Source organism: Oscillospiraceae bacterium MB08-C2-2, from assembly GCA_035621215.1.
Taxonomy (GTDB): domain Bacteria; phylum Bacillota; class Clostridia; order Oscillospirales; family Ruminococcaceae; genus WRAV01.
Genome location: CP141729.1, coordinates 2,526,519 through 2,539,073, shown reverse-complemented (window position 1 = coordinate 2,539,073; position 12,555 = coordinate 2,526,519). Strand labels below are relative to the sequence as shown.

The 12,555-nt window shown below is 50.3% G+C and carries 11 protein-coding genes; 6 read left to right on the top strand and 5 right to left on the bottom strand.

From position 1 onward, the window contains the following. Positions 1-259 precede the first annotated feature (259 nt). The 6 genes from U6B65_11410 (at position 260) to U6B65_11385 (ending at position 6,402) form a co-directional block, all read left to right on the top strand. Complete coding sequence (locus U6B65_11410) at positions 260-1,597, top strand: FAD-dependent oxidoreductase (protein WRS26929.1); 1,338 nt, start codon at positions 260-262, stop codon at positions 1,595-1,597. Between the two features lie 308 nt (positions 1,598-1,905). Beyond that, complete coding sequence (locus U6B65_11405) at positions 1,906-2,049, top strand: hypothetical protein (protein ID WRS26928.1); 144 nt, start codon at positions 1,906-1,908, stop codon at positions 2,047-2,049. 18 nt (positions 2,050-2,067) lie between these two features. Beyond that, positions 2,068-3,825: an indolepyruvate ferredoxin oxidoreductase subunit alpha gene (gene iorA, locus U6B65_11400; GenBank protein ID WRS26927.1), complete on the top strand. Its 1,758-nt coding sequence runs from the start codon at positions 2,068-2,070 to the stop codon at positions 3,823-3,825. A gap of 1 nt (position 3,826) precedes the next feature. Further along, complete coding sequence (locus tag U6B65_11395) at positions 3,827-4,405, top strand: indolepyruvate oxidoreductase subunit beta (protein WRS26926.1); 579 nt, start codon at positions 3,827-3,829, stop codon at positions 4,403-4,405. An 11-nt stretch (positions 4,406-4,416) separates the two neighbouring features. Beyond that, positions 4,417-5,481 carry a butyrate kinase gene (gene buk / locus U6B65_11390; GenBank protein ID WRS26925.1) on the top strand — a complete coding sequence of 355 codons (1,065 nt, stop codon included), beginning with the start codon at positions 4,417-4,419 and terminating at the stop codon, positions 5,479-5,481. Positions 5,482-5,496: 15 nt separating this feature from the next. After that, entirely contained in the window at positions 5,497-6,402 is a 906-nt protein-coding gene (locus U6B65_11385; protein WRS26924.1) for a phosphate acyltransferase, read from the top strand. 130 nt (positions 6,403-6,532) lie between these two features. Here U6B65_11385 and gatB read toward each other — a convergent pair whose 3' ends face one another. The 5 genes from gatB to U6B65_11360 all read right to left on the bottom strand — a co-directional run bounded on the left by gatB (position 6,533) and on the right by U6B65_11360 (position 12,541). After that, positions 6,533-7,966 (bottom strand): Asp-tRNA(Asn)/Glu-tRNA(Gln) amidotransferase subunit GatB, encoded by a 1,434-nt coding sequence (gatB, locus tag U6B65_11380; protein WRS28948.1) that lies wholly within the window; start codon positions 7,964-7,966, stop codon positions 6,533-6,535. Beyond that, the gene (gene gatA / locus U6B65_11375) at positions 7,963-9,432 is read right to left on the bottom strand and encodes an Asp-tRNA(Asn)/Glu-tRNA(Gln) amidotransferase subunit GatA (GenBank protein ID WRS26923.1); all 1,470 of its coding nucleotides are present in this window, start codon (positions 9,430-9,432) and stop codon (positions 7,963-7,965) included. The genes gatB and gatA overlap by 4 nt, the downstream gene beginning before the upstream one ends. 14 nt (positions 9,433-9,446) lie before the next feature. After that, positions 9,447-9,734, bottom strand: coding sequence for an Asp-tRNA(Asn)/Glu-tRNA(Gln) amidotransferase subunit GatC (gatC, locus tag U6B65_11370; protein WRS26922.1), 288 nt, complete (start codon positions 9,732-9,734; stop codon positions 9,447-9,449). A gap of 199 nt (positions 9,735-9,933) precedes the next feature. Then, on the bottom strand, positions 9,934-11,256 hold the full coding sequence (gene aspS, locus U6B65_11365) for an aspartate--tRNA(Asn) ligase (protein ID WRS26921.1): 1,323 nt from the start codon (positions 11,254-11,256) through the stop codon (positions 9,934-9,936). Between the two features lie 550 nt (positions 11,257-11,806). Beyond that, the gene (locus U6B65_11360; GenBank protein WRS26920.1) at positions 11,807-12,541 is read right to left on the bottom strand and encodes an OmpA family protein; all 735 of its coding nucleotides are present in this window, start codon (positions 12,539-12,541) and stop codon (positions 11,807-11,809) included. Between the last annotated feature and the right edge of the window lie 14 nt (positions 12,542-12,555).

Genomic DNA, 12,555 nt, shown 5'->3' with positions numbered 1-12,555 from the left:
TTTATCAACTAATTTTTGGTTAAATTATTAACATACTCTTAATAATTTCTTCAAATATTATATTTTGGTTATATTCAATATTTTAATATCGATTTTTTATGTATATTGCGCCTTGAAAAATAGTAAAAAATTTTATAATATCGTTATGGATAATAAATTTGGTTTAGAAGTGCTTCATAAAGGCAGCTTTGGAAGAAATCTTTTTTCTAAATAAATGCCGGCCAACAATTTTGCAACAATGAAAGGAAGCTTTGTAATCATGAAAACAATTCTTGAACCCTCCAGAGAAATTCCGGTATTTGATGAGGCCGATGTGCTTGTCATCGGCTCTGGTCCCGGAGGACATTCCGCTGCTATTGCGGCCGCAAGAGCAGGCGCCAAAAAGATTGTGCTCGTAGAGCGCTATAATCATCTGGGAGGCATGGTTTCCGGCGGTTTTGTTGTGCTGATTCCTCACCTCTCTTTCAACGATCAGGTTATGGTCAAAGGACTTCAGCAGGAATGGATTGACCGGATGGAGAAGCTTGACAAAGGCGCTTTCGGTCCCAGACCGGAGCAGGCCGGCAGCACCGATCCTGAAGTGATGCATAAATATGACGGCCACTGGGGCTTTGCTGTTAACAACAATGTCAACTATGGCAGCTATCTTGATCCCGACATGCTCAAGGTTGTGCTGGATGAGATGGTTGAAGAAGAAAAAGCGATCACAACCTACCTGCACTGCTGGGGCGTTGGTGCCGTTATGGACGGCGATGAAATCAAGGGCGTCATCATCGAGAGCAAAGAAGGCCGCAAAGCCATTATGGCTAAAATCGTTATCGACGGTACAGGCGATGCTGATATCCTTGCTTTTGCAGGCGGTACATATGACGATGATCGGGATCTGAACCTGAGAAACGCCAACACAGCAGGCGTTTATCGTCTTGGCGGATTGGATTTTGATAAATACGCCAAGTGGAAAGCAGCCAATCCCGATGAATGGTATAAAAAGCACAGCGTTAAGCTGATGGAGATGGTCGGGTTCCGCATGTCTCCCCATTCCTTCCCCAGAAACGACCAGTGCTGGATCAACAACTGGATTCCCAAATACTGCCTCGATGTTAAGGATTTGACCGAGACAGATATGAGCGTTCGCCGCACCATGTTCCAGGCGATCGAATACATGAAGGAAAACCTGCCCGGCTTTGAGAATGCACACCTGATCGACATTGCTCCGCAGACCGGTACACGTGGAAGCAGACGTATCCACGGCATTCAGACCCTTTCCGATGCGGATATCAAAGAGCCCAACCATTACGATGATGTTGTTTCTGTGGTTCCTCCCTTTAACTTCGGCGTCTCCCAGAGCCCCACAGAGGTTCCCTATGGTGTTATCGTTCCCCAGAAGATCGATAACCTGCTCATCGCAGGCCGTTCTTTCTCTTCCACACGCTTTGCAAATGACTGGTCCAACCTTGTTCCCCATTGCTCCACACTGGGTCAGGCTGCCGGTGTTGCCGCTGCAATCGCTCTGCAAGAGGGCGTGAAGGTTCGTGATGTAAATGTCAAGAAGCTTCAGGATATTCTCAGAGAACAGGGCCAGTATCTGCCCAGATAATCTGATTCCATAGTTATAAAGACAATATGGCCGCTTTCGTTTATGCAGGATGAATCGAAAGATACTGCGCAGTAGATGAAAGCGGCCCTGTAATTGTATACTCATACAGCCCCAAAACGAAAATGGAGTTTTGAAGCTGGGGCCCTGCCCTCAAACACGCGCGGCGTGTCTATGAGTATGATACCAGTATAGCCGCCTATAGCGGTTAGCGGCATCCTGCCGCTGTTTAAAACCACGCTGCGGTTTTAGATCGATCCAACTACAAAAGAAATGCAGTCAGCTGCATTTTGGGGAGGTTGTTAAAGAGAATGGATAACTATTTTGCTACCCAAACCAATCAAACAGAACAATTCCAAACACCGGAGGGTGAATCCCATCAGGAGCAGCCCAAATGTGATTTTTCGTGCCCCTATGGGAAGCCGGAATGCGATGGATGCAGGATGTGCCACTAAACTTACGGAGGTGTTTTTTTGAAGCAGCTATTAACGGGAAACGAAGCGATCACCCGAGGAGCTTGGGAGGCAGGGGTTCGTTTTGCATCTGCTTATCCGGGGACGCCAAGCACAGAGATACTTGAGAACATGACCGCCTATAAAGAGGTTTATTCCGAATGGGCTCCCAATGAAAAAGTAGCCTTGGAAGCGGCTATCGGAGCATCCTTTGCAGGTGGACGTGCACTTGCATCCATGAAGCATGTTGGTGTAAACGTTGCCGCCGATCCGCTCTTTACATTGAGCTATACCGGCATTAACGGAGGCCTCGTGCTGATCTCCGCCGATGACCCGGGCCTGCATTCATCTCAGGATGAACAGGATAACCGCCACTATGCACGTGCAGCAAAGCTGGGCATGCTTGAGCCTTCCGATTCTCAGGAATCGCTGGATATGATCAAGCTGGCTTACGAGCTGAGCGAAAAATACGATACACCTATGATGGTGCGCATGACAACCCGTGTGTGCCATTCCAAGAGTCTTGTGGAGCCTGGCGAGCGTGTCGAAGTTCCGCTTGTTCCCTATGTAAAAAAAGATAAATTCAACCCTGTGCCTGCCATCTCGAAACATCTTCATGTCAAGGTTGAGCAGAGGCTTAAAGATTTAGAGGAATTCTCCAACAATACCCCCATTAACTTTATTCAGTGGGGCAGCGACAGAAAGCTTGGTATTGTCTGCGCAGGCGCAGCTTATCAGTATGCACAGGAAGTCTACGGCGATTCTGCTTCTTATCTGAAGCTTGGCTTCACCTTCCCCCTGCCGGGTAAAAAAATTCGTGAATTTGCCGCTGAGGTTGAGACCCTTCTGGTTATAGAAGAGTTGGATCCCTTTATGGAAGATGCCATTAAGGCCATGGGCATCCCCTGCACCGGTAAAGATAAAATCCCCATTGTCGGCGAGCTGGATCCAGATATTCTTCGGCTTTCGCTTTTGGGCCAATCCAACCCTGTTATCGAACACGACGATTCGGTTGTGGCAGCCCGTCCTCCCCTGCTCTGTGCAGGATGCCCCCACCGTGGGTTCTTCCATGAGGTTGAAAAGCTTAAAAATGTTGTGGTAACCAGTGACATCGGCTGCTACGGCTTGGCACCCAAAGACATTGCTATATGCATGGGCGGTGGTTTTTCTGTTGCTCATGGCGCCCAGAAGGTATTTAACATGGGTGATACAGGCAAGCGCTGCTTGGGTATTATGGGAGACTCCACCTTCTTCCACTCTGGCATGACCAGTATGCTGGAAGCCATCTACAACAACAGCAACGTGCTTTTGACCATTGTGGATAACCGTATCACGGGTATGACCGGTCACCAGGAAAACCCAGGCAGCGGCCTGACCCTTGCCGGCGAGGAAAGCAATGTCACCAGCGTTGCAGAGGTTGCCAAAGCTCTTGGCATGAAGCATATAAAGGTGATCAATCCCCTGAACCTTAAAGAATGCGCAGATGCGCTTAAATGGGGCATGGGCTTTGATGAACCGGCTCTTATTGTTACCCGCTGGCCCTGTGCCCTTAAACGGCTCACAGCACCTGATATTGAGGAATTTGGCCCCCGGGATAAGAAAAACTGTGTGGATCAGGATAAGTGCATCGGCTGCCGCCTGTGCATAAAAACCGGCTGCCCCGCACTGGAGTATTACAAAGATGAAAAGAAGGTCCGCATAAACCCGGCACAATGCCTTGGCTGTGATATTTGCACCCAGGTTTGTCCGAAAAACGCCATTGCAAGGGAGGAAAACTAATATGTGCGAAAACAAAAATATCCTGCTTTGCGGTGTTGGCGGCCAAGGAACCATACTGGCCAGCAAGATTCTATCCTATGCGCTTGTTGAGAGCGGCTACGATGTTAAAATGAGTGAAATACACGGTATGTCCCAGCGTGGGGGAAGCGTTGTCACGCAAGTGCGTTTCGGTAAAAAGGTTTACTCCCCCATCATTGGCAAAGGCAGTGCAGATATTCTTGTTTCTTTCGAAGCAATGGAAACCATGCGCTACCTTTATCAGCTGCGCCCTCAGGGTGTCGCCGTAGTCAACAGCTGCATGATCCCCACTGCCACCACCTTATCAGGTAAGCAGGAATACCCTATGGATATATTGGATCGGGTGGACGCTGCGGTCAAAACCAAGGTGGTCGATGCCAGCGCAATCGCGTTGGAACTGGGCAATGAAAAAAGCATGAACATTGTTATGCTGGGCGCTCTAGTCAAACTAATGGGTCTGGAAGCCCTCTATTGGGATAACGCCATTGCCGCCTGCATGAAGCCCAAGTTTGTTGAGCTCAATAAAAAAGCATTCGCGGCTGGTATGGCGGCTGTGGAATAGGAGGACAAACAATGCAAAAAATGCTTATCCTCAATCCGGGTTCAACTTCCACTAAGATTGCTGTCTATGAAGATACCAAGCTTATATTTGTTGAAAATATTGAGCATAGAACCGATGATCTCTCCTGCTTTGCTAAGGTAACCGATCAGTATGAATTCAGGCGTGGTCTGATTTATCAGACCCTTGAAAAATATGCGGTCGACATCAACACCCTTACCGCCGTTATTTCACGCGGCGGCATGCTCCCGCCCATCAAAGCCGGAGCATATGAGGTCAACGAAGCAATGGTTGAATATATGCGCACCACCTACAATGTGCATGCATCCAATCTGGGGGCGGTCATTGCACGGGCCATCAGTGTGGAAAGGAACATACCTGCTTATATTTATGACGGCGTGACTGTGGATGAGCTTTTACCCGTTGCTAAAATTACCGGTATGCCCGAAATGAGCCGTAAGGGCCTTGGGCACAATCTGAACATGCGTGCTATGGCTATGCGTTATGCCGAAAAGCACGGCAAGCATTATAACGATTGTTCCCTGATTGTTGCCCACCTTGGCGGCGGAATCACCCTCAGCCTGCACCACAAGGGCAGAATCATCGACATGATCAGCGATGAAGAAGGCCCCTTTTCACCGGAACGTGCCGGCGGCCTGCCCATGTTTGATGTGATACGCCTCGCCTTTTCTGGCGAGCATACACAGGAATCCATGATGAAGCTGGTCAAGAGCCAGGCAGGCATAAAGGCATACTTTGGCACAACCGATACCAGAGAAGTGGAACACCGCATTGAAGAAGGCGATGAGAAAGTGAAGCTGGTATACGATGCTCTTGTGCTGAACATTGCCAAGAACATTGCTAAGCTTGCACCCACCGCCAATGGCGATGTGGAGGCCATTATCCTGACCGGCGGAATTGCCAATTCCGAATATATCTTTGATGCCATAACCAAGCGGGTCTCCTTTATTGCGCCGGTGCTCGCCTATCCGGGCGAGAACGAAATGGAGGCATTGGCCCTTGGGGGATTGCGTGTCCTTGAGGGTAAAGAGAAAGCGCATATCTTTACGATCGCTTAGAAAGGTATGAGACAAATGGTTTACACAAGTTTTGATCAGATTGTGGAAAAAACAAAAGGCTCCACCAGCCCTAAGCGGATGGCCGTTGCCGCCGCTGCTGACGAGCATACCCTTGAAGCTGTTCTGCGTGCTCGCAGAGAACAAATTGCGCTTCCGCTGCTTGTTGGGGATAAGAAAAAAATTCTTGAAATACTTTCGCATATGGGCGAGACCATCGATGAATCGGATATTTATGATTCCGATACCGCATCCGCAGCGGTTATAGCGGTGAGCCTGATCAAGCAAGGCAAAGCCGATTTTCTCATGAAAGGCTTTATTGATACTGGTGCTTTCCTGAAAGCGGTTGTAAATAAGGAAAATGGGCTGGCAAAATCCCCCCTGCTTTCCCTTTTTTCCGTATTTGAAACAAAAGGCTATCACAAGCTGCTTGCAGCTGTGGATGGAGGAATGGTTCCTTATCCTACCCTTGAGCAAAAAAAGCTGATCATCGATAACACAGTTGAAGCCTTTTTGCGCCTGGGCTATACATGCCCTAAGGTGGGTGTTCTTGCTTGTGTAGAAACAATTAACCCCAAAATGCCCGAGACGGTTGAAGCGGATGCACTTGCCCAAATGAACCGCCGCGGCGAAATTGAAAACTGCATAGTGGATGGCCCCATCTCTTATGACTGTGCTGTTAGTGCAGAAATAGCCAAAGCCAAGGGCTATAAAGGAGAAACCGCAGGCGATGTTGATATTCTGGTTGCACCCAACATTCATGCCGGCAACATTATGGGTAAAATGCTGACATGCACCTTTGGCGCCAAAATGGCCGGAGTTGTTATGGGTGCCAGCTGCCCCATTATACTCACTTCCCGTGGTGCTACAGCCGAAGAAAAATACCTTGCCATTGCTCTCAGTGCCGCAATGTCGGCCGAATAAATCTAGCCCCCCTCTACTTTTTCTAATATATACCTAAAACAGGAACAGGATACTCTCAAAACTGAGGGCATCCTGTTCCTGTTTATTGGATTCGTTTTTATTTTATACCGCAGTCCGTTTAATAAGCGAATCAGGGAAGCATTTCTTTGAGGATTCGGTTGACAATTTGGGGGTCTGCCTTTCCTTTTAAAACACGCATAATCTGGCCCACCAAAAAGCCAAAGGCTTTTTCTTTGCCTGCGGCATAATCCTCCACCGATTTGGGGTTTAGCTCCAAAGCCTGCATAACAGCGGTTTTAATCTGTTCTTCATCGCCGATCATGGCCAGACCTTTTTGCTGGATATAGACCAGCGGGTCAGCATCGGTGGTGAAAACAGCCTCAATCACTTCTTTATAACCGTTGCGGTTGATGAAACCGCCCAGCACCGCCTCCATGGCCTTGGCCAGCTTGAGAGGATCAATGCGCAGCTCCTCGGCGGTTTGGCCTGTTTTGTTGAGCAGGCGCATGATCTCGCCGATAATCAAGTTGGCGGATTCCTTGGGCTGGCTGGTTTCCTGCACCAGACGCTCAAAAAGATCACACAGAGGCTTTTCGGAGGTGATCATTTGGGCATCGTAATCGCTGATCTCAAACTGAGAAATAAAACGCTCCCGCTTCTGGTGGGCGAACTCCGGCATTTCCCGGGCAATTTCGGCAATCCATTCCTCGGATATGCTCATAGGCAGAAGATCGGGCTCAGGGAAATAGCGGTAATCCTGCGCATTTTCCTTGGAGCGCATGGCAAAGCTGCTGTCCTTGTTATCATCCCAGCGGCGGGTTTCCTGCACCACCTTGCCGCCTGCTTCAATCAGCTCAATCTGGCGCTGGGCTTCGCATTCTACCGCCCGCTGAATCATTTTAAGGGAGTTCATGTTTTTCATCTCGGTGCGGGTGCCCAGCTGCTGGGAACCCACAGGGCGCACCGAAAGGTTGATATCCGCCCGCATGGAGCCCTCCTGCATTTTGCAGTCGGAAACACCGATGTAAAGCAGAAGCTCCCGCAGCCGCTCCAGATAAGCCACAACTTCTTCCCCACTGCGGAAATCCGGCTCGGAAACAATCTCAATCAGCGGCACGCCGCAGCGGTTGTAATCGATGTGAGTGCAGTCTTCCCACGGGTCGTGAATCAGCTTGCCTGCATCCTCCTCCATGTGGATTTCATGGATGCCAATGCGCTTGGAACCGCTCTCGGTTGCAATATCCAGAAAGCCCTCGGTGCAGATGGGCAAAAACAGCTGGGAGGTCTGGTAAGCCTTGGGAAGATCGGGGTAAAAATAGTTTTTACGGTCAAACTTGCCGTACCGGGTGATGGCGCAATCCAGCGCAAGGCCGACCCGTATGGCAAATTCCAGCACCTTTTTGTTGAGCACCGGCAATACACCGGGCATACCGGTACAGACCGGGCACACATGGGTGTTCGGGTCGCCGCCAAACTCGGTGGTGCATCCGCAGAATATTTTGGAGGCCGTGGCAAGCTCAACGTGCACTTCCAGACCCACTACAATTTCATATGCTGTCATTATCCGTCACTCCTTTCAGGGGCTTTGGTGTGAAAATCCGTAGCCTCCTGCCAAGCGATACCTGCCTTGACCAGTGTGGGCTCCGAAAAGGCTTTGCCGATCAACTGCATGCCCACCGGCATCCCTGCCCCATCAAAGCCGCAGGGCAGTGCCACAGAGGGGATGCCCGCCAAGTTTACCGAAACGGTGAATATATCGCCCATGTACATTTTCAGGGGATCATCAATATTCTGGCCGATGGGGTAAGCGGTTGTAGGAGCAACCGGAGCCAAAATCATGTCGTATTTTTCCAGCAGGCCATCCAGCTCCTGCTTGATCAGCCCCCGCACCTTGAGTGCTTTTTTGTAGTAAGCATCAAAGTAACCGGAGGAAAGCACAAAGGAGCCCAGCATAATGCGCCGCCGAACCTCGGGGCCAAAGCCCTGTGTGCGGGATTTGGTGTAAAGCTCCGCCAGATTCAGCTCACCCTCTGCCCGGAAGCCGTATTTGATGCCGTCATACCGGGAAAGGTTGGAACTGGCCTCGGCACAGGCAATAATGTAATAGGCGGGGACTGCGTATTCCGAAAGGCGGATACTGCACTCCTCCACCACAGCGCCCAGACGCTCAAAGGTTTTGGCCGCATCCAGCACGGATTTTGCCACATCGGGGTCAACGCCGTCGGCAAAATATTCACGAGGCAGGGCGATGCACATGCCCTTTATGCTGCCGCAGGCCTGTGAAAAATCAAAGGGCTTTTGGATAATGGAGGTGCTATCCCGTTTATCGTGGCCGGAGATCACTGAAAGGGCGGCGGCGCAGTCCTTTACATCACGGCCGATGGGGCCGATCTGATCCAGCGAGGAAGCATAGGCAATGAGGCCATACCGGGAAACACTGCCGTAGGTAGGCTTGATGCCGGTGGTACCGCAGAAGGAGCAGGGCTGGCGGATGGAACCGCCGGTATCGCTGCCAAGGGTATAAACCGCCTCTCTGGCCGCCACAGCCGCTGCCGCACCGCCGGAGGAGCCGCCGGGAACACAGTCGGTGTTCCATGGGTTGCGGGTGGGCCCGAAGAAGGAGGTCTCACAGGAGCCGCCCATGGCAAACTCATCCATGTTCAGCTTGCCGACAATAACAGCCCCCGCCTGCTCTAATTTTTCCACCACGCCCGCGTTGTAGATAGGCTTATAGTTTTCCAGCATACGGGAGGAACAGGTGGTGGCAACCCCTTGGGTGGATATGTTATCCTTCACCGCCACCGGCACACCGGCCAGCGGGGAAAGGCTCTCGCCTTTTTCAATCTGTTCCTGCACCTGCCGGGCACGCTGTATAGCCTGTTCCTCCATCACTGCCCTATAGGCACCGATGGAGCTGTCTTTTGCCTTTATAGCATCCAGCACCGCCTGTGTGGCCTCGGGGCTGGAAAGCTCTTTGGCATGGATCGCCTGCGCCATTTCCAGTGCTGTCATCGAAAGAATTTCCTTCACTGTGCTCTCCTCCTTTATTCCACCGTTTTGGGTGCTCTGAAATATTCGCCGCTGCTGCCGGGGGCGTTGGCCAGAATTTTTTCCCGGTCAAAGGAGGGGGTTACCACATCCTCCCGGAGGCAGTTGGTGTTGCCGAAGGGGTGGGAAAGCTCGGGCGCATCCCCGGTATCCAGCTCTTCCAGCTTGGACATATACCCCAGTATCTTGGAAAGCTCCTCCCCTGCCTCCTCCAGCTCTTCGGCCGAAAGCTCAAGGCGGGAAAGCTCCTGCAAATAGTTCATCAGTTCTTTATCAATAACCATGATCTAAATCCTCCTTTCGAGGCTACAAAAAATTCTAAAAAGGGGTTTTAACCGTATTTTTCAGTAATACTTCGCAGGCGAATTTATTTCGCCGTAGATTTCCTTAACTCGCCCCGGCGATCGGGGCGAAACCGGGGGGGCTCATGGGGGGCATTGGATGCCCCCCATGATACCAAACGCATAAAGCGTTTGGTAAAAATTAGGGTTCCAGCCTGCTGGTATCCCGGGGGAACAGAGAGGAATGCCGGATGTTATCCTGCCCCAGCAGCTTCATGCAAAGCCGCTCCAAGCCCATGCCCATGCCGCCATGGGGCGGTGCACCATATTTGTGGAGCATCAGGAAGCTCTCAAACTCGGCCGGGTCAAGACCCTTGCGCTGCATTTTTTCCACCTGCTCGTCGTAGTCGTGGATACGCTGGCCGCCGGTGGTGATCTCCATGCCCTTGTAAAGCAGATCAAAGCTGAGGGTGTAGCGGGGATCAGCCGGGTCATCCTTGGCATAAAAGGGACGCTTTTTCTCGGGGTAATGGGTGACAAAAACAAAGTCACTGCCGGTATCTTCCAGAACCATCTGGCCAATGAGCTTTTCTTCCTCCGGCTCCAGATCAAAGGGGTCTTTTATGCGGCGGTTGTAGCGGGCGGATACCAGCTCCTTGGCCTCCCGGAAGCCCAGCATAGGGATTTCATCCACAGTGGGAAGCTCCAGCCCCAAGGTCTCCAGAGTACCGGCACAATGCTCTTTCAGATAAGCAAAGCAGTGGCGGAGCATAGCGGTCTCCATTTGGAGTATATCATAAAAGCTCTCAATAAAACCTATTTCCAAATCCACACTGACATATTCGTTAAGATGGCGGACTGTATCGTGCTTTTCTGCCCGGAACACAGGGCCGATCTCAAACACTCTGCCGTAAACGGGCACCATCATCTGCTTGTAAAACTGCGGGCTTTGAGCAAGAAAGGCTGTGCGGCCAAAATAGTTCATCTTGAACACATTGGCGCCGCCCTCGGCACTGCCAGCCACAATTTTGGGCGAAAAAATTTCAGTAAAGCCACCGCTGGTCAAGAAATCACGGAACCCTCGAACCAGACCTTCTTGCAGCTTAAACACTGCAAGGCTGTGCCGGTGGCGCAAAGCAGCAAGCCTGTATTTGAGCTGCTTTTCCAAGCTGATATCCAACTTGCGCTTGGTGATCACAAAGGGGAGCTCTTCTTTGGGGCAGGAAAGCACCCCCACACTTTTGATGGCGATTTCAAAGCCGTGTGGGGCTCTTGCATCCTCTCGTTTATCCCCAACAAGCTTCACAGCACTTTCGGGCCGCAGGGGCTCTATGCCCTGTTCTTTATCCAGCGTGCACTGGATAAAGAAGCCCCCGGTGCGAAGCTGTATAAAATAAAAGCCGCCCATATCCTTGATGCTGTAGATGATTCCGCTTATGCAGATATTATTAGCATTTTCACCACCCAACCCTTTAAGCTGAGCAAGATCCATTGCCTGCGGCGGTGTTCCCAAAATGCGTTCCATAAAATCATCCCTTTCGGTTTACTGGTTTTGCTCCAATTCAAAAGAGCCGTATAAAAAAATAAACGCCCCATGAGCCTTACGCTCATGGGGCGAATAAATCGCGGTACCACCCAATTTGGCACATCTTCATGTGCCACCTCAATTGCTGCAACGAAAGACAAACCTTCTGTCAATGATTGCGCTGCACGGTAACGTGTGCAAACCGGATTCAACTACTAAGTTCTGCCCCGAGAGACAACCTTTCATCTCATCAGCTCAAAAGTGTTCTTTCACCGAAGTGTTATCAAATGGCGATTTCAGTCTGTGTCGCCAAATCCCTGTTGATTTTCTTCCGCTACGCTCTTTATCACAGCCGATAGCTATTATGCTTTTGTATTTGTTAGCTATTATATCCTCTCATTTCTAAAAATGCAAGAAAAATTTTTGCCAATTTCAAATTTTTTTCGAAACTTTATCCAGTGTTTGCGGCATCTTACCTAAAAAAGAGCCTGTCGCCCAAAAGCAACAGCCTCTTTTTATTTCAGATTTGTAAATTTACAGCTTCTTGCCTTTAGAAATCTTCCCGGCTGATCTTGATTTCTACCCTTCGATTCTGGGCACGGCCTTCTTCGGTGTTGTTATCGCCAACAGGGCGGTAATGGGCATAACCGGCCACTGTCATTTTGGATTCGGGGAAATCGCATTCATCCACAAAAAATTGAAGAATCGCAATGGCACGGTCAGAAGAAAGGCGCCACGCAACCGTATTGGCCTCGGCATCTTCCGATACTTTGGCTGTATGCCCGCTGACTGCAACCGTTTGGATGTTGCTTTGGACACTGAGCAAAAGCTCGCCCATATATTCCAGAATTTCCGTGTTATCGGTACGCATGACCGGGCTATCGGGATAAAACAATATATTATCCTTGAAGTTAAAGGTAATAAAGCCCTCGCCCCGCTCCAGCGCAATGCCATCGCTGAATTCACTTTGCTGAATTTTATTCTTGATAGCTTCGTAAATCATATCCAGATCATTCTGAGCCGCCTGATCCGCAGTGGTATAACCGCCACCGCCTTGTGCATCGTATTGGGCCTGCTGTGCACCTTCTGTTACAATGGCCTGAGATTGGTTTTGGGCGTCCTCCATCTCCTGCTTCATGGCGTAGTTCTGCTGAGCTGTGGCCATCATGGCAAAGGAAAACAACAAAACAAAGACGGCCATCAGGTCGGTTACCAAGTCACTATAACTGGCTAGATAACTTTCGCCTTCTTCCTCTTCTTCCTCTTCCGATAAGTCGAATGCCATCTTTTTCCCTCCTT

Excerpts from the sequence above, each read along its gene's own strand:
- U6B65_11410 (WRS26929.1), top strand. The coding sequence starts at position 260 with ATGAAAACAATTCTTGAACCCTCCAGAGAAATTCCGGTATTTGATGAG.
- U6B65_11405 (WRS26928.1), top strand. The coding sequence starts at position 1,906 with ATGGATAACTATTTTGCTACCCAAACCAATCAAACAGAACAATTCCAA.
- U6B65_11395 (WRS26926.1), top strand. The coding sequence starts at position 3,827 with ATGTGCGAAAACAAAAATATCCTGCTTTGCGGTGTTGGCGGCCAAGGA.
- buk (WRS26925.1), top strand. The coding sequence starts at position 4,417 with ATGCAAAAAATGCTTATCCTCAATCCGGGTTCAACTTCCACTAAGATT.
- U6B65_11385 (WRS26924.1), top strand. The coding sequence starts at position 5,497 with ATGGTTTACACAAGTTTTGATCAGATTGTGGAAAAAACAAAAGGCTCC.
- gatC (WRS26922.1), bottom strand. The coding sequence starts at position 9,734 with ATGGTTATTGATAAAGAACTGATGAACTATTTGCAGGAGCTTTCCCGC.
- aspS (WRS26921.1), bottom strand. The coding sequence starts at position 11,256 with ATGGAACGCATTTTGGGAACACCGCCGCAGGCAATGGATCTTGCTCAG.
- U6B65_11360 (WRS26920.1), bottom strand. The coding sequence starts at position 12,541 with ATGGCATTCGACTTATCGGAAGAGGAAGAAGAGGAAGAAGGCGAAAGT.